We start from the raw sequence: 19,214 nt of genomic DNA, 5'->3' as shown, positions 1-19,214 counted from the left end.
CCGGTCGTCACGGAAGGGGCGAGGGCGTCGCACCCGGCACCCTTCAGGCCATACCCATGTCGGCCGAAGTCACAAACCTGGCTCGGAGCTACTGATGTCTGACGAATCGCGCCGCCACCGCACCGCCGCGGTGATTCCGGCCGCCGGCCGTGGGGTACGCCTCGGCCCGGGCGCCCCCAAGGCCCTGCGGACCCTCGGCGGGACCCCGATGCTCATCCACGCCGTCCGGGCGATGGCCCGGTCCAGGGCCGTGTCCCTCGTGGTGGTCGTCGCGCCCCCCGACGGAGCCGTCGAGGTCCGCCGGCTCCTCGACGAGAACACGCTGCCCGACCGCACCGAGGTCCTGGTCGTCCCCGGTGGGGAGACCCGCCAGGAATCCGTACGTGCCGGCCTCGCCGCCCTCCCGGCGGACGTCACCACCGTGCTCATCCACGACGCGGCCCGCCCGCTCGTCCCCGTGGACACCGTCGACTCGGTCATCGAAGCCGTCCACGACGGATCGCCCGCCGTGGTGCCCGCGCTGCCGCTGGCCGACACCGTCAAGGAGGTCGAGCCCGGCAAGCCCGGCGAGCCCGAACCGGTCGTCGCCACCCCCGAGCGCGCCCGGCTGCGCGCCGTCCAGACCCCGCAGGGCTTCGACCTCCCCACCCTCGTGCGCGCGCACGAGACCATCGCCGTCGACGGCGATGGCGCCACCGACGACGCCGGAATGGTGGAACGGCTCGGCATCACCGTCGTGGTGATCCCGGGCCACGAAGAGGCCTTCAAGGTCACCCGTCCGCTCGACCTGGTCCTCGCCGAGGCCGTACTCGCCCGCAGGAGGGCCACCGATGCCTACTAGTTCCGCAGGTTTCGAGGAGTCCGCCGGGGCGGGTTCGCAGGCGGCCACCGCCCCGGGCGGCGCCACCGGGCCCGCTGCTGCGCCGGGTTCCGCCGCCGTGGCCGGTGCCGCCGTCGCGCCCGTGATCCCGCTCGTGGGGATCGGCACCGACGTGCACGCCTTCGAGACCGGCCGCGAGCTGTGGTGCGCCGGCCTGCTGTGGGAGGGCGAGGACGGGCTCGCCGGACACTCCGACGGGGACGTCGCCGCCCACGCCGCGTGCGACGCCCTCTTCTCCGCCGCCGGCGTGGGCGACCTCGGCGCGCACTTCGGCACCTCCCGCCCCGAGTGGTCCGGCGCCGCCGGCGTCACCCTTCTGGGGGAAGCCGCCCGCATCGTCCGAGCCGAGGGCTTCGAGATCGGCAACATCGCCATCCAGGTGATCGGGGTCCGCCCGAAGATCGGCAAGCGGCGCGAAGAAGCACAGAAGACGCTCGCCGCAGCCGCCGGCGCCCCCGTCTCCGTCTCCGGCACCACGACCGACGGCCTCGGCCTCACCGGCCGCGCCGAAGGGCTCGCCGCGATCGCGACGGCCCTCGTGTATCGGACGAACCGGGCCTGAGTACGACGTACGGCACCGCACCGCACCACACCGCACGACACCGCTTCGGCAACAAACCGCCCCCGCGCCCCGAAAGGGTCGCGGGGCACTGCCGCAGGCGCACTACCCTGGATGCCGTGACTATTCGCCTGTACGACACCAGCGCCCGGCAGATCCGCGACTTCACCCCCCTCGTTGCGGGTTGCGTCTCGATCTACCTCTGTGGCGCCACCGTGCAGGCCGCCCCGCACATCGGGCACATCCGCTCCGGCCTCAACTTCGACATGCTGCGCCGCTGGTTCGCCTACCGCGGGTACGACGTGACCTTCGTCCGCAACGTCACGGACATCGACGACAAGATCATCACGAAGTCCACGGAGCAGCGCCGCCCCTGGTGGTCCATCGGCTACGAGAACGAGCGGGCCTTCAACGACGGCTACACCGCCCTCGGCTGCCTCCCGCCCAGCTACGAGCCGCGCGCGACCGGGCACGTCACCGAGATGGTCGAGATGATGCGCGGCCTCATCGAGCGCGGCCACGCCTACGAGTCCGAGGGCAACGTCTACTTCGACGTGAAGTCCTACCCGGACTACCTCTCGCTCTCCCGCCAGGAGCTCGACAACATCCGCCAGCCGGAGTCGACCGGCGAGACCGGCAAGCGCGACCCGCGCGACTTCGCCATGTGGAAGTCCGCCAAGCCCGGCGAGCCCTCCTGGGAGACCCCGTGGGGCCGCGGCCGTCCCGGCTGGCACCTCGAATGCTCCGCCATGGCGCACAAGTACCTCGGCGAGGCCTTCGACATCCACGGCGGCGGACTGGACCTGATCTTCCCGCACCACGAGAACGAGATCGCCCAGGCCAAGGCCTTCGGCGACGAGTTCGCGAAGTACTGGCTCCACAACGCCTGGGTCACCATGTCCGGCGAGAAGATGTCCAAGTCGCTCGGCAACTCGGTGCTCGTCTCCGAGATGGTCAAGCACTGGCGCCCCATCGTCCTGCGCTACTACCTCGGCACCCCGCACTACCGGTCGATGATCGAGTACAGCGAGGAGGCGCTGCGCGAGGCTGAGTCCGCGTTCGCGCGCATCGAGGGCTTCTACCAGCGGGTCATCGAGACGGCCGGCAAGACCGTCGATCCCGCCCCTGAGGTCCCGCCCGCCTTCGCCGAGGCGATGGACGACGACCTCGGCGTCCCGCAGGCGCTCGCCATCGTCCACACCACGGTCCGGCAGGGCAACAGCGCCCTCGCCGCGGACGACAAGGACGCGGCCATCGCGCGCCTGTCGGAGGTACGGGCCATGCTGGCCGTCCTCGGCCTGGACCCGCTCGACCCGCACTGGGCCGAGGAGACCGACCGCGGAGAGGACCTCCACGGCGCCGTCGACACGCTCGTACGCCTCGTCCTGGACCAGCGCGAGTCCGCCCGGGCCCGCAAGGACTGGGCGACCGCCGACGCCATCCGCGACCAGCTCCAGCAGTCCGGGCTCGTCATCGAGGACAGCCCCGCCGGTCCGCGCTGGACGCTCGGACCGCGCTGACGCGACCCCGCCGCCGAGTCGGTCGGCTCGGCGTCTGTTGTGCCGCCCGGCGCTCCGGGCGGCACACTCTTCATACGTACATATCGCAGCACCAACGAAAACAGGTAGAGGTCATGGCCGGGAACAGCCAGCGCAGGAACCGCCGCACGTCGAACAAGAAGGGCCCGACGGTCGGCAGCGGTGGCCAGCGGCGCAAGGGCCTGGAGGGCAAGGGCCCCACCCCGCCCGCCGCCGAACGCAAGGGCCACAAGAAGAACCGCATCACCAACGCCATGGCCAAGCAGGCGGCCAAGCGCCGGCCCGCCCCCCGCCGCGGCGGCCCCAAGGGCACCAGCGAGATGGTCGTCGGCCGCAACCCGGTCTTCGAGGCGCTGCGCGACGGCGTCCCCGCCACCACCCTCTACGTCCAGCAGTTCATCGACAACGACGAGCGCGTGCGCGAGGCCCTCCAGCTCGCCGGCGAACGCGGCAACATCAACCTGATGGAAGCCCCGCGCCCCGAGCTCGACCGGATGACCAACGGGCTCAACCACCAGGGCCTGGTCCTCCAGGTCCCGCCGTACGAGTACGCGCACCCCGAGGACCTCACCGCCGCCGCCTACGACAACGGCGAGGACCCGCTGATCGTCGCCCTCGACGGCGTCACCGACCCGCGCAACCTCGGCGCGATCGTCCGTTCGGTCTCCGCTTTCGGCGGCCACGGCGTGGTCATCCCCGAGCGCCGCGCCGCAGGTATGACCGCCGGCGCCTGGAAGACCTCGGCCGGTACCGCGGCCCGTACCCCGGTCTCCCGCGTCACCAACCTGACCCGCGCCCTCCAGGAGTACAAGAAGGCCGGCATCGCCATCGTCGGCCTCGCCGCCGAGGGCGAGCACACCGTCAGCGACCTCGAAGCGCTCGCCGGCCCCGTGGTCATCGTCGTCGGCTCCGAGGGCAAGGGCCTCGGCCGCCTCGTCGGCGAGAACTGTGACTACCTCGTCCGCATCCCGATGCCGGGTGGCGCCGAGTCGCTCAACGCCGGCGTCGCCGCGGGCGTCGTGCTCTACGAGGCCGCCCGCCGCCGCGCCTGAGCGCGATCCGCGGTCGAGCTCTGCCGAACGGCCTACGGTCCGTGACCCGTGAGCGTGCCACCCCGTCCGTTTTGGGCGGGGTGGCTTGATCTTGACGGGCCTCGGACACATCCCTCCTGTCAAGGCAGTGTCCTAAACACTGATCACTCGGTTAGATGAGTGTGGACACCAGAACGTCAGGGTTCGACGACCAGCCCGCGCTGAGCATGGTCAAGGTGCCGTGCGACCCCGCACAGGTCATCGTCAACCACGCCAGCTTCCGCGTGCGGCTCGCACCGAGCCCGAGCGCGCGTTCCAAGCCCGCGAACGCCCCCGGCCGGGTGCCCGTCCTCGGCGGCGCCGCGGTCGCCGCCGGCGTCGGCCGCCGTCGGGCCCCCGTCGTCTGGAGCGGCAGGTCCGCTCCCGGCGACACCGCCGCCATGGGCGGACTCCTCCAGGCCGTACGCGACAACGGGCGCGGCCACGACGACCTCGACGGCGGCGCCACCCAGACCATCCCCCGCGTCGACCTCGACCACGACCGGGCCGGCGAGACCCGGGCCACCCCGACCGTCATCGGCCAGCGCACCTACGGCGATCCGGCCGAAACCCGCCCCCTGACCCCGGTCCGCGACCTCCCCCACGCACCGCAGTACACCGGGGGCGGCCCCTACGACGGCGGCCCCTACGACGGCGGACCCGCGGCCGACTCCCGGCGGTCCCCCTCCGACACCCGCGGGCAGGCCTCGTACTACCCAGGCCGCCGGATGAACCTCGGCGTCGTCCTCCTCCCGCTGCGCGTCTTCCTCGGCTTCATCTCCATCTACGCAGGCATGGGCAAACTGTGCGACCCCGTCTACTTCGACGGCGGCGAACGCGGCTCCATGGTCACCTGGCTGCGCACCCTGCAACCCTGGGCACTCGCCGAACCCCTGCGGGACTTCGCCCTCGCCCACCCGGTCGGGGCCGGGCTCACCGTCGCCTTCCTCCAGGTCATCGTCGGCGTGCTGACCGTGCTGGGCCTGTGGCAGCGGTTCGCCGCCTGCATCGGCGCACTCCTGTCCGCCGCACTCCTCATGACGGTCAGCTGGAAGACGGTCCCCGCCTACGACGCGCCCGACATCATCTACCTCGCCGCCTGGAGCCCGCTGATCATCGCCGGCGCCCCCGTCTACTCCCTCGACGGCCGACTGGCGAGCGAAGCCTGGCGCACCCTCGGACCGCGCTCCGAGATCTGGCGGCTGCGCCGCCGCGTCCTGCGCCGCGGAACCATCATGGCCGCCGTCGTCTGCGGACTCACCCTGCTCATCGGCTCGCTCCTCGGCGGAGCCGTCCGCTCCACCACCGTGGTCACCGTGCCCGGACCGGGCGAGGCCCCCAGTAACTACCTGCCCGGCACCCCGCTGCCGCAGGCCCCGACCAAGCAGCAGCAGGCCCCCGTGCAGCAGCCCTCCAAGCCGGCGGCGCCCACCGCCAGCGCCTCCACACCCGCAGCCAAGTCCAGCCGTGCCGGCACCGGTTCCACTGCCAAGGAGACCGCGGGCACCGGCGCGCAGTCACCCACCGCCACCCGCGGCTCCGGCAGCGGCCAGACCTCCAGCACCACCACCCCGAAGCAGTCCACCTCCAAGCCGCCCGCCTCCAAATCGGTGAGCAGCGGCACCACCGGCGGCACCGGCGACGCACCGTCGAAGAAGCCCGGTCTGGTCGGCGGCCTCCTCGGCTGACGACAGGACGCAGCGAGAACACGGCGGGGCCCGGAGCGCGAAGAGCGCACCGGGCCCCGCCCGCACGGTCCGGAAAGCCTCAGGAGCCGCTCTGCGCGGCCAACTCCCGTGCCGCCTCGGTCAAGTCCTTCGCCGTGTCGATCGCCCGCCAGTAAGCCCCCTGGGGCAGCGGGAAGCCCGCCAACCGCCGCTCGCGTGCCAGCCGCGGGAAGGTCGTCCGCTCGTGATCACCCAAGTCCGGCAACAGCGAGGCGAATTCCGGGCCGAACACGTACACCCCCGCATTGATCAGGTACGGCGACGGCGGCGACTCGATGAAGTCCAGCACCTGCCCGAACTCGTTCGTCTCCACCGCCCCCCACGGAATCCGCGGCCGCGCCAACGCCAGCGTCGCCACCGCCCCGCGCTCCCCGTGGAACGCCGCCATCTCGCGCAACGAGAACCGCGTCCAGATGTCGCCGTTCGTCGCGTACCAGGGCCGGTCCGGGTACGGCAGGTGCTTCGCCGCGTACTTCAACCCGCCACCGCGCCCCAGCGGCTCCTCCTCCACCACCGTGGTCACCCGCAGCGGAAGGTCGGCCCCCGCCAGCCAGTCCTGCAACACCTCCGCCAGGTGCCCGCAGGACACCACGGCGTCCGTGACCCCTTCGGCCGCCAACCAAGCCAACTGGTGTCCGATGATCGGCACCCCCGTCCCCGGGATCTCGACCATCGGCTTCGGCCGGTCGTCCGTGTACGGACGCAGCCGCGAACCCTGCCCACCCGCCAGCACGACCGCCTGGGCGGGTGCCTGCGCGAAGGGAGCCGGGTACGCGGCTGCGGAATCGGAAGAGCGGGACGCGGGAGGCGGGGCATCGGTCATGGCGGCCAGCGTAGAGGCGCCGCCCCGGAGGGAGTACGAGGACGCCCGTCAGCCCATGGAGGCGACACCGGACGCGTACGAGGTGTCACAGACGGGACGGGCGAAGGACTGCGCCTTCGTCGGACCGTAGGCGTCCACGGCAGCCCGACCCAGCGCCCGCGCGATCCCCACGCAGTGCTCGGCCAGCGACGGACGCCGGTCCACCTCCTGCTGGAGGTGCGTCAGGACGTCACCCGGCATCTCGCCCTGCTGCAACTCGCTCAACAGCTTCTCGCGCAGCACGTCCTGTGCGGCGCGCGGCTTCGCGGGAACGGAGACGTCCTCGGCGGACGCGGTCAGGATCTGGGAGGGCGAGTTGTCCGCCCAAGGGACCATGGTGACCGCGAGGGTCCCGGACAGGACCAGGACGACGGGCAGGACCAGGGCGAGGGAACGGCCGATACGGCGGGCAGTGTGGGTCACGAGGGCGAGAGTAGCGCTCGGTGAAGATTTGGCGACATTTAGTCACCCGGTCGGGGGATGGTTCGATGCGGTTTTTCGAATCAGGGGTTGACGGGTGGGGCCGAATGGCCCGGTCTGCCCGGGAAGACGAAGGGGGGCGCCCCCACCGAGGAGCGCCCCCTTCACGAACCTGCCGGCCGTCAGTCGGCCAGCCGCGCACCCGACGAGGTCGAGAACACGTGGATCTCATCGGCCCGCGGCACCACGTGCAAGGTGGCGCCCTTCTCGGGCACATGACGGCCACCGACGCGCACGACGATGTCCTGCGAGCCCTCGGCCGCGCTGGTGCTGCCGTAGACGTACCCGTCGGCGCCGAGTTCCTCGACCACGTTCACGGTGATCGTCAGACCACCCTCGCTGCCGATGTCGAAGTGCTCGGGGCGCACGCCGACCGTGACCGTACGGTCGCCCGCGTCCGCGGCGGCGGACAGTGCCTCGCGCGACACCGGGACCACGCTCTCGCCGAACTTCACACCGCCGTCAGCGATCGGAACCTCGACCAGGTTCATCGCCGGAGAGCCGATGAAGCCGGCGACGAACAGGTTCGCCGGACGGTCGTACATGTTGCGCGGGGTGTCGACCTGCTGCAGCAGACCGTCCTTGAGGACCGCCACCCGGTCACCCATCGTCATGGCCTCGACCTGGTCGTGGGTGACGTACACCGTCGTGATGCCGAGGTCGCGCTGGAGCGCCGCGATCTGCGTACGGGTGGAAACGCGGAGCTTGGCGTCGAGGTTCGACAGCGGCTCGTCCATGAGGAACACCTGCGGCTTGCGCACGATGGCGCGGCCCATGGCGACGCGCTGGCGCTGACCGCCGGAGAGCGCCTTCGGCTTCCGGTCGAGGTACTGGGTGAGGTCGAGCATCTTCGCCGCGTCCTCGACCTTCTTGCGGATGGTCGCCTTGTCCTCGCCGGCGATCTTGAGCGCGAAGCCCATGTTGTCGGCGACGGTCATGTGCGGGTAGAGCGCGTAGTTCTGGAACACCATCGCGATGTCCCGGTCCTTGGGCGGCAGGTGCGTGACGTCGCGCTCGCCGATGCGGATGGCACCGCCGTTGACGTCCTCCAGACCGGCCAGCATCCGCAGAGAGGTGGACTTGCCACAACCGGACGGGCCGACGAGAACGAGGAACTCGCCGTCCTCGATGTGCAGCTCCAGCTCGTCGACGGCGGGCTTGTCGCCGCCGGGGTACAGCCGGGTCGCCTTGTCGAAGGTGACAGAAGCCATGGTGATGAATCCCTTCTACCGGCAGGAACGTGCCGGACGATCCGAGTGGAAGGTCTAGTCCAGAAAATCGGACTCCGCCCGACGCTACCCGCACCGCGCGCTCCTGTCAGTACCCGCAGGACAGTGACTTCCGCCGCTGTCGGTGCCGGGTGCAGCCCGTACGCCGCTGGAAAGCTCTTCGCGGCGAGGTATGGAGCCTGTGTAAAGTGAGGGCGATTCTGCGCGCTGTGCAGCGTCGTACATGCCGCCTTAGCTCAGTTGGTAGAGCAGTTCACTTGTAATGATCAGGTCATCGGTTCGATTCCGATAGGCGGCTCCATCCCAGGTCAGAGGCTTGCTGGCCAAGGGATTCGTGCAGAAGCGGAAGGTCCCGGACCGTCATGGTCCGGGACCTTCCGCGTGTGCGGGGTCGGTCAGTGCCGGCCCGAGATGCGGTCGGCCAGGCGGGCCAGGGGGGTCGTGGTCGGCCTGTGGGTGGAGGCCTCGTGGCGGTCCGCCTCGCGGTAGGCCGCGTAGAGGGCCTGGACGCCGAGCCAGCGGAAGGGCTCCGGCTCCCAGCGGCGGACCCGGTGGTTGACCCACGGGAGGGTGGTCAGCTCCGTGGTGTCCCCCAGGACCAGGTCGCGCAGGGTGCGACCGGCGAGGTTGGAGGTGGCGACCCCCGAGCCGACGTAGCCGCCGGCCCAACCGAGGCCCGTGGTGCGGTCCAGGGTCACCGTGGCGCACCAGTCGCGGGGGACGCCGAGGACGCCCGACCAGGCGTGGGTGATCTCCACTCCCGTGAGGATCGGGAAGAAGGAGGTCAGCAGGTCGGTCAACGAAGTGATCGTCGAGGGCTGGGTCGTGCCGTCGGTGTCCGTGCGCGAGCCGAAGCGGTACGGGACGCCCCGGCCGCCGATCGCGATGCGGTCGTCCGCCGTGCGCTGCGCGTACATGTAGGCGTGCGCCATGTCGCCCAGGGTGGCGGCGTCCGACCAGCCCAGGCGGGACCACACCTCGGGCGGCAGCGGGGCCGTCGCGATCATCGACGAGTTCATCGGGAGCCAGGCGCGCTTGTGGCCCTTGAGGGCCGCCGTGAAGCCCTCCGTGCAGCGCAGGACGTACGGGGCGCGGACCGTGCCGTACGGGGTGACGGCCTGGCGGGGGGAGATTTCGGTGACGGGGGTGGATTCGTGGATGACCACGCCGAGGCGTTCGCAGGCGGTGGCCAGGCCCTTGACCAGCTTGAGGGGGTGGATGCGGGCGCCGTGCGGGGTCCAGCTGGAGCCGACGGCGTCCGCGACGTCGATGCGGGCGCGGGTGTCGGTGGCGTCGTAGAGCTCGCGGTCCGTTTCGCCGAAGTCGAGTTCCGTGGCGTGGAAGGCCTTGAGGCGGCCGAGTTGGGCGGGGGTGCGGGCGACTTCGAGGACGCCGCCCCGGCGGACGTCGGCGTCGATGCCCTCCTTGGTCGCCATGTCGATGACCTCGGTGACGGTGTCGTTCATGGCCCGTTGGAGGCGGCGGGCGGCTTGGTGGCCGTGGAGTTCGGCGTAGCGGTTGCGCCCGGCGATGCCGTTGTAGAGCCAGCCGCCGTTGCGGCCGGAGGCTCCGTAGCCGCAGAACTTCTTTTCGAGGACGGTGACGCGGAGATCGGGGGCGGAGGTCTTGAGGTAGTAGGCGGTCCACAGGCCGGTGTAGCCGCCACCGACGATGACGACGTCTGCGGTGCTGTGGCCGGTGAGGGGAGCGCGGGGTGGCTGGGCGGCGGTGTGGTCCGTCGCGTACCAGAAGGAGATGCCGCCGTTGATCGTCATGGGGGAGTTGGTACACGGGGTTCCGGACGGGTGTCCAGGTACGGGGTGCCCAGTTTCCGGGTGCCGGGGGCGGCCTTTTGGTGGGTGCGACGCGTCTTAGGCTGCGGGCATGATCCGTAGTGCTGTTGTCGAAGACGTCCCCGTCATCCATGCCATGATCCGCGAGCTCGCGGACTACGAGAAGGCGCCGCACGAGGCGCGGGCCACCGAGGAACAGTTGCGGGAGGCGTTGTTCGGGGAGCGGCCCGCGGCGTTCGCGCACATCGCGGAGACGGAGCGGGGGAAGGCCGTCGGGTTCTCGGTCTGGTTCCTGAACTTCTCGACGTGGCGCGGGGTGCACGGGATCTACCTGGAGGACCTGTACGTACGGCCGGGCGCGCGCGGTGGCGGGTACGGGAAGGCGCTGTTGGCGGAGCTGGCGCGGATCTGCGTGGAGCGCGGGTACGAGCGGCTCGAATGGTCAGTGTTGAAGTGGAACGAGCCGACGATCGCGTTCTACGAGGCTCTGGGTGCTCGGCCGCAGGACGAGTGGTCGGTGTACCGGCTGACGGACGAGGCGTTGAAGCAGTTGGGCTCGGCGCAGGGTTGAGGCCGCTGCGCCGAGCCGTGGGATGCGGCGGCGTCAGCCGGTGATCTTGGCGGTGAAGGCGTCGAGGTGGGTGCGGGCGCGGTCGATCTTCTCGTCGAGGGTGAGGGTTTCCTCGTAGCGTCCGGCCCTCAGTTTCGGTTGGCGTTTGCCCCGCAGGTAGAGGGAGCAGGCGAGGTCGGCGCAGACGTAGATGCCGACGGTGTTGCCCTCTCGGCCGCGGGCTCCGGCGAGGGGGGCGACGAGGAGGGAGACGCCGGAGGCGGCGTGGCCGGTGAGGCAGATCTGGCAGACGCTGGACTTGAGGGCGCTGGTGCGGCTGGTGCCGGGGACGCGCAGGGTGATGCCGAGGGGGGTGCCGTCGGGGCTCTGGCGGACGAGGTGGGCGCGCAGCGGGGCGCCCGGGTCCACCCAGCCGAGGAAGTCGAGGTCTTCCCAGGGGGTTTCGGTGAAGTCCAGGGGCAGCTTGAGGCGGGCTGCCTCTCCCTTGGTGCAGTTCACGAAGGACGTACGGATCTGGTGTTCGGAGAGCGGGTCCACGGATGGGGACGGTACGTGGGGGTACGTGGCGCCGTCATCCGATATTCCCGGGGCGGGGCGGGGCGGGGCGGGGCGGGGCGGGGCGAGGCGAGGCGGGCGCCGGGCGTTGTCAGTGGTGCGGGGGACGATGGGGGGATGGCGCGTAGAGGACATCAGCAGGAGACGGTGCGGGCGGCGCGGCGGCCGGAGGTGCGGTTGCCGGAGCTGAGCGTGTGGGAGGGCGGCGAGCTGGAGCCGGACGGGGACTACGACGGGCTGGAGTTCGTCGACCTGGACCTGGCGGGGCAGGCTGCTGTCGGGGCCCGGTTCATGGACTGCGTGCTGCGGCGGTGCGCGCTGGACGAGGCGGGGTTGGCGAAGGCGCGGATCTTGGACTCGGTGCTGGAGGGGGTCCGGGGAGTGGGGACGGATCTGGCCGGGGCTTCGCTGCGGGACGTGGAGCTGGTGGAGGCGCGGCTGGGCGGTGTGCAGCTGCACGGGGCGGTACTGGAGCGGGTGGTGGTCCGCGGGGGCAAGATCGACTATTTGAACCTGCGCAAGGCGCACCTGAAGGACGTGGTCTTCGAGGGGTGCGTCTTGGTGGAGCCGGACTTCGGGGGTGCGGTGCTGGAGCGGGTGGAGTTCGGCGGCTGCGTGTTGCGGGGGGCCGATTTCTCGGGGGCGCGGATGGCGGACGTGGATCTGCGGGGGGCCGCGGAGCTGGACATCGCGCGGGGGGTGGACGCGCTGGCCGGGGCGGTGATCAGCCCCGGGCAGCTGTTCGACCTGGCCCCGTCGTTGGCGGCGCAGCTGGGGGTGCGCGTGGTGGCCTAGCTGTATTGCCCGGTGCGGGTGCGGGTGCGGGTGGGGGTTCTCGTGCCCGCGGCGTCCGGTGTGGTGCATCGCAAGGCGGAGGGCCACGGCTCGTGCGGGACGTACGTGCGTGGTGCGGCAACGCGGCGAGGTGCCGTGCCGGACACCGCGGGCCGGTGAACCCTTCCGGTCACAGCACTAGGCCGGGACGCGGGGGAAGCGGGACTGGAGGGTCCAGATCACGGGGTTGTCGGCGAGTCCGTCGTGCATGTCCACGAGGTCCGCGATCAGGTCGTGCAGGAAGTCGCGGGCCTCGCGGCGCAGCAGGCGGTGGCTGAAGGTCAGGGGTTCTTCGTCCGGCGCCATCCAGTCGGCTTCGATGTCGACCCAGCCGAAGCGGCGCTCGAAGAGCATCCGGTCGGTGGACTCCGTGAAGTCGAGTTCGGCGTACTGGCGGTTGGCGGAGCGGCTGCCGCGGGGGTCCTGGTCGAGCTGCTCGACGATGTCGCAGAGCGCCCAGGCGAAGTCCAGTACGGGCACCCATCCCCAGGCTGTGGACACTTCCCTGTCCTTGTCGGTGTCGGCGAGGTAGACGTCCCCGCAGAACAGGTCGTGGCGCAGGGAGTGGACGTCCGCCGAGCGGTAGTCGGTCTGCGGGGGATCCGGGAAGCGCCGGGAGAGGGAGTAGCCGATGTCGAGCACGTACCCGATGGTGTCACGGGCGGGCGGCCGTCCCCACCGCGGCCGTCCCCCTGCGGCGGTAGGCGGCGGTGAGGGGGCGGCGGCGCGGGTGGGCGTGACGCGACGGGCGTGCGGGTCCTGCTGCCGTCAGGGGAGGAGGCGTTGTTCCTTGGCCACCGAGACCGCTCCCGCGCGGGTGTCCACGCCGAGCTTGTCGTAGATGCGGCCCAGGTGGGTCTTCACCGTGGCCTCGCTGATGAACAGGGCCCGTGCGATGTCCCGGTTGCCCAGGCCCCGGGCCAGCTGCCCCAGGATGTCCAGTTCGCGGTCCGTCAGTGTCGGCCGGGAGCCCCGCATGTGGGCCATCACGCGGCTCGCCACCGGTGGGGAGAGCGTGGTGCGGCCCGCTGCCGCCGAATGGATCGCGGAGAACAGTTCCTCCGGGCGCTCCGCCTTCAGCAGGTAGCCGGTGGCGCCGGCGCCGATGGCCCGGGTGACGTCCGCGTCCGTGTCGTAGGTGGTGAGGACCAGTACGTGCGGGGGGTCGGCCGCGGCCGTGATGCGGCGGGTCGCCTCGACGCCGTCGATGCCCTCGCCCAGCTGGAGGTCCATCAGCACCACGTCCGGGTGGAGTCTGGCGGCCAGGGCCACGGCCTCCTCGCCGCTGCCCGCTTCGCCGAGCACCTCGATGTCCGGTGCGCTGCCCAGCAGTGCCAGCAGGCCGGCGCGGACCACTGCGTGGTCGTCGCACAGGAGGATCGTCGTCGTCATCGGGTGGGCTCCAGGGGTACGGCCGCGGAGAGGACGGTGCCCTCGCCGGGTGTGGATTCGAGGGTGAGGGTGCCGCCGAGCTGGCGGACCCGGGCACGCATCGCGGGGAGCCCGTGTCCGCGGTCCCCGACCGCGCCCCGTCCTTCCGCGAAGCCCTCGCCGTCGTCGGCGATGTCCAGGACCACCTGGTCCCCCAGGAAGCTCAGGGTCAGGGCCGCGGTCCGGGCGTGCGCGTGTTCGCGTACGTTGGCCAGGGCGCCCTGCGCGATCCGCAGCAGTGCCGACTGGACGCGGTCCGGAAGCGGGGTCGGCGTGCCCTCCAGGTGGAAGCGGACCTCGACGTCCGGTCCCGCGTCGAGCGCGCGCAGCGCGTCCGCGAGGCCGCCGCCCCCTTCGAGTTCCGGCGGGGCCAGGTCGTGGACCAGTCGTCGGGCCTCCGCCAGGCCGCGCGCGGTGATGTCGGTGGCGGTACGGACGTGAGCGCGGGCGGTGCGCGGGTCGCTGTCCCAGGTGCGGTCAGCGGCCTGGAGCAGCATCTGCTGGCTGGATAGGTGTTGTGCGAGCGTGTCGTGGATCTCCATCGACAGCCGCTGTCGTTCGGCGAGGGTGCCTTCGCGCCGCTCGGTGGCGGCCAGTTCCCGGCGGGTGCGGATCAGGTCGTCGATCAGCGCGCGCTGGGATGCGGCCTGGCGTTCCATGTGGACGAAGACCGCGGTGGCGAGTGCCGCGACCGCCGGCGGGGCGAGGAGCAGGTTCGGGTCGAACCCTTGGGAGAGCTTGAGCTGGGCCGCCACCACGAACACCGTCAGCAGGGCCACCAGCACGATCGCTGCTCGGGGCGGCAGGGTGCGCAGGGCGGTGTAGAAGAGGGGGACGGCGCACCAGGCGAAGCTGGGTGCGAGGACGACCAGGACGACCCAGGTCGCCACCACCAGTCCGAGCCAGAGCAGCCGCCGCAGGGTGGGTGCGGCCCCGAGGGCGGGGCCGAGGACGTACAGCAGGGCCAGCGTGATGCTGAGGGCGATGATCCACGGGGTGCTGGGCGAGCCGGGATGGCGCAGCAGGAAGCGGGCCACCGAGGCACCGAGGAGCAGGAAGAACGCCGTGTGCATGACGGTGGCGAGCGCGCGCGTGTCCGCATTGGGCGGCGTCCGCCGCGCCCGAGGTGTGTGCGGCGTCCGCGGCGGTGCGTGGCTCACGGCGGGCTCCCGGGTCGGTGTCTGGCTCCTCCATCGTGCCTGGTCGCAGGTGATGGCGCCGACCAGCCAATCCGTAGCGGTACCCGGTCCGCATCGACCGATCGGTTGACCCGCGGGTCAACCGGTGCGGCAGCCGATGCGAGCCGGTACGGGGACGGGTGGGCCTCGGGTGCGGCCCCAGGCTGGAAGCAGTAGAACGAGCCGACGCACTCAGGAGTAGCAGACATGAACACCCGCACCCGCGTTCTCACCGGTACCGCCCTCGCCGTCGCGCTCGGCGCCGGGACCTTCGGCGCGGTCAGCGCCAGCGCCGCGCAGCCCGGGTCCGCGCAGCCCGGGTCCGCGCCGGCCGTCGCCGTCGCCGGGAAGGACGGCGGGGCGAGCGACAAGAACTTCACCACCACGACCCACCTCACCGTCGACGCCGCCACCCGCGCCGCGCAGGCCGCGCTCGAAGCCGCGCAGAAGGAGAACCAGAGGGTGACGGTCGCCGTCGTGGACCGGAACGGCAACACCATCGTCACCCTGCGTGGCGACGGTGCGGGTCCGCAGTCCTACGAGTCGGCGCAGCGCAAGGCCTTCACGGCCGTCTCCTGGAACGCTCCGACGTCGGTGCTCGTAAGCCGCCTCGCCCAGACCCCGAACCTGAAGGACATCCCGGGCACCCTCTTCCTCGGTGGCGGCACTCCCGTGCAGTCCAAGGGCGCCCCGGTCGCGGGCATCGGCGTGGCGGGCGCCCCGAGCGGCGACCTGGACGAGAAGTACGCCAAGGCCGGCGTCGACGCCCTCGAAAAGTAGCCCGCGGTGCTCCGCGGTGCTCCGCGGTGCTCCTGTGAGCGTCCTCGCGGAGCGGCCCTCGGGATTCGGCCACCGCGGGATTTGACCCGAGGTGTCGCAACGGGTCCCCCGTAGGATCGAACGCGTGGAACTCCGCGCCCGCTCCCGCTCCCGCTCCCGCCTCGCCGCCTCTGCCGCTGTCGCCCTGCTCGCCCTCACCACGGCGTGTACGGCCGGCACGGTGCAGGGGCGGCCGGGTGCGTCCGGGCTGCGCGACCCGTACTTCCCCAAGGCCGGGAACGGCGGCTACCAGGTCGAGCACTACGCGCTGGACCTCGACTACGACCCCGGCGACGGGCAGTTGAACGCCACGGCCGTCATCACCGCCCGCGCCGAGCAGGGGCTCAGCTCCTTCAACCTCGACCTCAGTGGCCTCGACGTCGAGGGGGTCACGGTGCAGGGGAGCGGCGCCCGGTACAACCGCAGCGGGCGGGAGTTGACGGTGCGTCCGGCCGAGGACCTCAAGAAGGGCGAGGTCTTCCGTACGGAGATCGACTACGGCGGGAAGCCGAAACCGATCACCGATCCGGACCGTTCCAAGGAGGGCTGGATCACCACCGCGGACGGCGCCGTGGGGGTCGGCGAGCCGATCGGGTCGATGGCGTGGTTCCCGGGGAACCACCATCCCAGTGACAAGGCCACGTACGACATCACGCTGAGCGTTCCCCGGGGCTACGAGGCCGTTTCGAACGGCGAGTTGCGATCCCGTGCGGACACGGCCGACGGGCGGACGGAGTTCGTCTGGCACAGTCCGGAGCCGATGGCGAGCTACCTGGCCACCGCCGCCGTCGGAAAGTTCAAGGTGACGACCGGGCGGACCGGGTCGGGTGTCGCCGTGTACGAGGCGGTGGCGCCCGGGGAGGCGGCCGCCAGTGCTCCGGGGCTGGCGAAGCTGCCGGAGATCGTGGAGTGGGGGACCGGCCGGTTCGGCCCCTACCCCTTCGGTACCGCCGGCGCGATCGTGCTACCGACCGGCTCTCTCGCGTACGCGCTGGAGACGCAGACCAAGCCCGTCTTCTCGGGCGCGCCCGACGAGGAGCTCGTCCTGCACGAGGTGGTCCACCAGTGGTTCGGCAACTCGGTGTCGCCGAAGTCCTGGAAGGACATGTGGCTCAACGAGGGTTTCGCGACGTATGCGGAGTGGCTGTGGTCCGAGGACCACGGTGGGACCACTGCGCAGCAGTCCTTCGACGCCTTCCTCGCGGGTGACACCGCGGTGGACGCCGACGCCGGCGAGGACTGGGACGCCTTCCCGCCCGCGTCGCCGCCCGGGCCCGCGGACATCTCGGAGGATCCGGTGTACTACCGGGGGGCGATGGTCCTGCAGCGGATCCGTCAGGAGGTCGGTGACGAGAAGTTCTTCGCCCTGCTGCGCGGCTGGGCCACGGACCACCGGCACGGGAACGCGAGCACGGCCGATTTCACCGCGTACGCGGAGCAGAAGACGGGCCACGACCTGAAGAAGGTCTGGGACGTCTGGTTGTACGGCGAGGACCGCCCTTCGTAACGGGGGCGGAGCCGTCGCCGGGGTCGCGGTCCACGGGGCGCATGGTGGACCGTCTGTCGAGTTGCCGGCGGAACCGTCTGCCGGACCGCCTGCCCAGCGCAGCGAAGCCCCTCTCCGGAGTCCGCCGGACGGCCGGGAGGGGCTTCTGCCATGGTGCTGTCAGCCGGTCAGGCCGATGCCCGGGCTCAGACGTTGACGCCGAAGTCCTGGGCGATGCCGGTCAGACCGGAGGCGTAGCCCTGGCCGACCGCACGGAACTTCCACTCGGCGCCGTTGCGGTAGAGCTCGCCGAAGACCATGGCGGTCTCGGTGGCCGCGTCCTCGGAGAGGTCGTAGCGGGCGATCTCGGCACCGCCGGCCTGGTTCACGACGCGGATGTACGCGTTGCGGACCTGGCCGAAGTTCTGGCTGCGGGAGTCGGCGTCGTAGATGGACACCGGGAAGACGATCTTGTCCACGTCGGCGGACAGGCCGGCCAGGTTGACGTTGATGGACTCGTCGTCGCCGGAGCCCTCGCCGGTGCGGTTGTCACCGGTGTGGACGATGGTCTGGTCCGGGGTGGACTTGTTGTTGAAGAAGACGAAGTGACCGTCGGAGACGACCTTGCCCATGGCGTTGACCGCGATGGCGGAGGCGTCCAGGTCGAAGTCGACACCGGTCGTCGTACGGACGTCCCAGCCGAGGCCGACCGTGACGGCGCTGAGGCCGGGGGCCTCCTTCGTGAGCGAGACGTTGCCGCCCTTGGACAGGCTTACTGCCATTTTGACTGGTGTCCCTTCCTCTTCGCTTGGCCGCGAGATTGTGGCCAAGGTACCGCTGACCTTCATAACGCGGGGAGGGGGTCGGTAGGTTCCACCTCCGGATTTCACCCCCGGATTGCGCAGTCGGATCGAGCATTCGGGTCCCGCACCAGGTCCCGCACGGTGCCGCACCCGGTCCCGCACCAGGTCCTGCGCCGGGTCCCGCGGCGAAAAATGCGCGTGACGGGCCTTGCGCGGGGCTGGATCATAGGGGCATGCCTGGTCCCCATGTCATCCGTGGTTCGGTCGTGCTCCCCGAGGCGGAGCTCGCCTGGCGGTTTTCGCGATCCTCCGGGCCGGGTGGACAGCACGTGAACACCTCGGACTCGCGGGTGGAGCTGCTGTTCGACGTGGCGGCCACCAAGGCGCTGCCGGAGGTGTGGAAGGAGCGGGCGCTGGAGCGGCTCGCGTCGCGGCTGGTGGACGGGGTGCTGACCGTACGGGCTTCCGAGCACCGGTCCCAGCTCCGCAACCGGGAGATGGCGCTGGTCCGGATGGCGTCCGTGCTCGCGGAGGCCACCGCCCCGCCGCCGAAGGCGCGGCGCGCCACGAAGATTCCCCGGGGGATCAACGAACGCCGCCTGCGGGAGAAGAAGGCCAGGGGCGAGACCAAGCGGGGCCGCACCGGCCGGGACTGGTAGTCGCCGGGGGCCCTCAGCCCGCCAGGTGGCGGTATCGGCCGCGGAAGTACGTGAGCGGCGAGGAGTCGGGGGCCGGCACGGCCGAGGCGAGGACCCGGCCGATGACCAGGGTGTGGTCGCCCGCCTCCACACGGTTCTCGGTACGGCATTCCAGGGTGGCCAGGGCGCCCGTCAGCAAAGGGGCTCCCGAGACCTCGCCCCTGACGTGGGGGAGGTCCGCGAAGAGCAGGCGGTCGCTGATGCGGCCCTTCATCGCGAAGCGGCCGGCCACTTGGAGTTGGTGGTCGGCCAGGACCGAGACGGCCCACAGCGGCTGCTCCGCCAGGAGGTCGTCCATGCGGGAGCCCTCGCGCAGGCTCACCAGGACCAGCGGGGGGTCGAGCGACACGGACATGAACGCGGTCGCCGTCATGCCGACGTCCTCGCCGCTCGGGCCGTCCGGCGTCAAGGGGGCTTCGTGTGCGGTGATCAGGCACACGCCCGCCGCCAGCCGGGACATCGCGGCACGGAACTCGTCGTTGCTCACTCCCCCAGGATGAAGGGTGGAGGCGGTCGGCATGGGTACGGGGGTCGTCTTCGGCACGTGGGGAACGCTAGTCTCGCCCCCCGCGCCGCACATCGGGCCCGAGTCCGAGTCGCGTCCCGGCCCCTCGGCCTAGGCCCAGGCGTATCGTTTGCTGCCGAGAATGCGGGGGAGCGCTCCCAGGTGACAGGGCCTCCATCGACCACCTTTATTCATC

Annotated in this window: 20 protein-coding genes and 1 tRNA gene; 11 read left to right on the top strand and 10 right to left on the bottom strand. The window is 71.4% G+C overall.

Annotation, left to right across the window (positions count from 1 at the left end; all coding sequences use genetic code 11):
- Nucleotides 1–94: 94 nt before the first annotated feature.
- The 5 genes from ispD to ABZZ20_RS18710 all read left to right on the top strand — a co-directional run bounded on the left by ispD (nucleotide 95) and on the right by ABZZ20_RS18710 (nucleotide 5,735).
- A complete protein-coding gene (gene ispD / locus ABZZ20_RS18730) occupies nucleotides 95–841 on the top strand; it encodes a 2-C-methyl-D-erythritol 4-phosphate cytidylyltransferase (protein ID WP_356870762.1) in 747 nt (248 codons plus the stop codon).
- The gene (ispF, locus tag ABZZ20_RS18725; RefSeq protein WP_356870760.1) at nucleotides 831–1,442 is read left to right on the top strand and encodes a 2-C-methyl-D-erythritol 2,4-cyclodiphosphate synthase; all 612 of its coding nucleotides are present in this window, start codon (nucleotides 831–833) and stop codon (nucleotides 1,440–1,442) included. Before ispD ends, ispF begins: the two co-directional genes overlap by 11 nt.
- Nucleotides 1,443–1,558: 116 nt before the next feature.
- Nucleotides 1,559–2,959 carry a cysteine--tRNA ligase gene (gene cysS, locus ABZZ20_RS18720; RefSeq protein WP_356870758.1) on the top strand — a complete coding sequence of 467 codons (1,401 nt, stop codon included), beginning with the start codon at nucleotides 1,559–1,561 and terminating at the stop codon, nucleotides 2,957–2,959.
- Nucleotides 2,960–3,072: 113 nt separating this feature from the next.
- A complete protein-coding gene (gene rlmB, locus ABZZ20_RS18715) occupies nucleotides 3,073–4,029 on the top strand; it encodes a 23S rRNA (guanosine(2251)-2'-O)-methyltransferase RlmB (RefSeq protein WP_356870756.1) in 957 nt (318 codons plus the stop codon).
- Nucleotides 4,030–4,184: 155 nt separating this feature from the next.
- A complete protein-coding gene (locus ABZZ20_RS18710; protein ID WP_356870754.1) occupies nucleotides 4,185–5,735 on the top strand; it encodes a DoxX family membrane protein in 1,551 nt (516 codons plus the stop codon).
- A 79-nt stretch (nucleotides 5,736–5,814) separates the two neighbouring features.
- Here ABZZ20_RS18710 and ABZZ20_RS18705 read toward each other — a convergent pair whose 3' ends face one another.
- The 3 genes from ABZZ20_RS18705 to ugpC all read right to left on the bottom strand — a co-directional run bounded on the left by ABZZ20_RS18705 (nucleotide 5,815) and on the right by ugpC (nucleotide 8,327).
- Entirely contained in the window at nucleotides 5,815–6,597 is a 783-nt protein-coding gene (locus ABZZ20_RS18705; RefSeq protein WP_356870752.1) for a nucleotidyltransferase family protein, read from the bottom strand.
- A 48-nt stretch (nucleotides 6,598–6,645) separates the two neighbouring features.
- Entirely contained in the window at nucleotides 6,646–7,059 is a 414-nt protein-coding gene (locus ABZZ20_RS18700) for a hypothetical protein (protein WP_356870750.1), read from the bottom strand.
- A gap of 179 nt (nucleotides 7,060–7,238) precedes the next feature.
- The gene (gene ugpC / locus ABZZ20_RS18695) at nucleotides 7,239–8,327 is read right to left on the bottom strand and encodes a sn-glycerol-3-phosphate ABC transporter ATP-binding protein UgpC (protein WP_356870748.1); all 1,089 of its coding nucleotides are present in this window, start codon (nucleotides 8,325–8,327) and stop codon (nucleotides 7,239–7,241) included.
- A gap of 243 nt (nucleotides 8,328–8,570) precedes the next feature.
- Between ugpC and ABZZ20_RS18690 the strand changes: the two genes are divergently transcribed.
- A tRNA-Thr gene (locus ABZZ20_RS18690) sits at nucleotides 8,571–8,646 on the top strand.
- A gap of 94 nt (nucleotides 8,647–8,740) precedes the next feature.
- Here the strand turns inward: ABZZ20_RS18690 and ABZZ20_RS18685 are convergent.
- On the bottom strand, nucleotides 8,741–10,120 hold the full coding sequence (locus tag ABZZ20_RS18685) for an FAD-dependent oxidoreductase (RefSeq protein WP_356870746.1): 1,380 nt from the start codon (nucleotides 10,118–10,120) through the stop codon (nucleotides 8,741–8,743).
- 109 nt (nucleotides 10,121–10,229) lie between these two features.
- Here ABZZ20_RS18685 and ABZZ20_RS18680 point away from each other — a divergent pair, with 109 nt between their 5' ends.
- A complete protein-coding gene (locus ABZZ20_RS18680) occupies nucleotides 10,230–10,709 on the top strand; it encodes a GNAT family N-acetyltransferase (RefSeq protein ID WP_356870744.1) in 480 nt (159 codons plus the stop codon).
- 33 nt (nucleotides 10,710–10,742) lie between these two features.
- Here ABZZ20_RS18680 and ABZZ20_RS18675 read toward each other — a convergent pair whose 3' ends face one another.
- A complete protein-coding gene (locus ABZZ20_RS18675; protein WP_356870742.1) occupies nucleotides 10,743–11,246 on the bottom strand; it encodes an FBP domain-containing protein in 504 nt (167 codons plus the stop codon).
- Between the two features lie 135 nt (nucleotides 11,247–11,381).
- Here ABZZ20_RS18675 and ABZZ20_RS18670 point away from each other — a divergent pair, with 135 nt between their 5' ends.
- Nucleotides 11,382–12,059, top strand: coding sequence for a pentapeptide repeat-containing protein (locus ABZZ20_RS18670; protein ID WP_356870740.1), 678 nt, complete (start codon nucleotides 11,382–11,384; stop codon nucleotides 12,057–12,059).
- Nucleotides 12,060–12,236: 177 nt separating this feature from the next.
- Here the strand turns inward: ABZZ20_RS18670 and ABZZ20_RS18665 are convergent, their stop codons facing one another.
- The 3 genes from ABZZ20_RS18665 to ABZZ20_RS18655 all read right to left on the bottom strand — a co-directional run bounded on the left by ABZZ20_RS18665 (nucleotide 12,237) and on the right by ABZZ20_RS18655 (nucleotide 14,602).
- Nucleotides 12,237–12,740: a hypothetical protein gene (locus tag ABZZ20_RS18665; protein WP_356870738.1), complete on the bottom strand. Its 504-nt coding sequence runs from the start codon at nucleotides 12,738–12,740 to the stop codon at nucleotides 12,237–12,239.
- A gap of 126 nt (nucleotides 12,741–12,866) precedes the next feature.
- A complete protein-coding gene (locus ABZZ20_RS18660; protein ID WP_356870736.1) occupies nucleotides 12,867–13,490 on the bottom strand; it encodes a response regulator transcription factor in 624 nt (207 codons plus the stop codon).
- Nucleotides 13,487–14,602, bottom strand: a complete 1,116-nt coding sequence (locus ABZZ20_RS18655; RefSeq protein ID WP_356870926.1) for a sensor histidine kinase — start codon at nucleotides 14,600–14,602, stop codon at nucleotides 13,487–13,489. Before ABZZ20_RS18655 ends, ABZZ20_RS18660 begins: the two co-directional genes overlap by 4 nt.
- Before the next feature lie 312 nt (nucleotides 14,603–14,914).
- On the opposite strand from ABZZ20_RS18655, the gene ABZZ20_RS18650 reads away from it, so the two are divergent.
- Both ABZZ20_RS18650 and ABZZ20_RS18645 read left to right on the top strand, forming a co-directional pair.
- Nucleotides 14,915–15,487, top strand: coding sequence for a heme-binding protein (locus ABZZ20_RS18650; RefSeq protein WP_356870734.1), 573 nt, complete (start codon nucleotides 14,915–14,917; stop codon nucleotides 15,485–15,487).
- A gap of 124 nt (nucleotides 15,488–15,611) precedes the next feature.
- Nucleotides 15,612–17,033 carry a M1 family metallopeptidase gene (locus ABZZ20_RS18645; RefSeq protein ID WP_356870732.1) on the top strand — a complete coding sequence of 474 codons (1,422 nt, stop codon included), beginning with the start codon at nucleotides 15,612–15,614 and terminating at the stop codon, nucleotides 17,031–17,033.
- Nucleotides 17,034–17,218: 185 nt separating this feature from the next.
- Here ABZZ20_RS18645 and ABZZ20_RS18640 read toward each other — a convergent pair whose 3' ends face one another.
- Nucleotides 17,219–17,794 (bottom strand): TerD family protein, encoded by a 576-nt coding sequence (locus ABZZ20_RS18640; RefSeq protein WP_356870730.1) that lies wholly within the window; start codon nucleotides 17,792–17,794, stop codon nucleotides 17,219–17,221.
- 254 nt (nucleotides 17,795–18,048) lie between these two features.
- Here ABZZ20_RS18640 and arfB point away from each other — a divergent pair, with 254 nt between their 5' ends.
- Nucleotides 18,049–18,474: an alternative ribosome rescue aminoacyl-tRNA hydrolase ArfB gene (gene arfB, locus ABZZ20_RS18635; protein WP_356870728.1), complete on the top strand. Its 426-nt coding sequence runs from the start codon at nucleotides 18,049–18,051 to the stop codon at nucleotides 18,472–18,474.
- Nucleotides 18,475–18,487: 13 nt separating this feature from the next.
- Here the strand turns inward: arfB and ABZZ20_RS18630 are convergent, their stop codons facing one another.
- The gene (locus ABZZ20_RS18630) at nucleotides 18,488–19,033 is read right to left on the bottom strand and encodes a flavin reductase family protein (RefSeq protein WP_356870922.1); all 546 of its coding nucleotides are present in this window, start codon (nucleotides 19,031–19,033) and stop codon (nucleotides 18,488–18,490) included.
- Between the last annotated feature and the right edge of the window lie 181 nt (nucleotides 19,034–19,214).

It is taken from the genome of Streptomyces sp. NPDC006430 (assembly GCF_040612395.1).
Lineage (GTDB): Bacteria > Actinomycetota > Actinomycetes > Streptomycetales > Streptomycetaceae > Streptomyces.
Note: the sequence above shows the minus strand (reverse complement) of the source record. Positions and strands in the feature narration are given on the sequence as shown.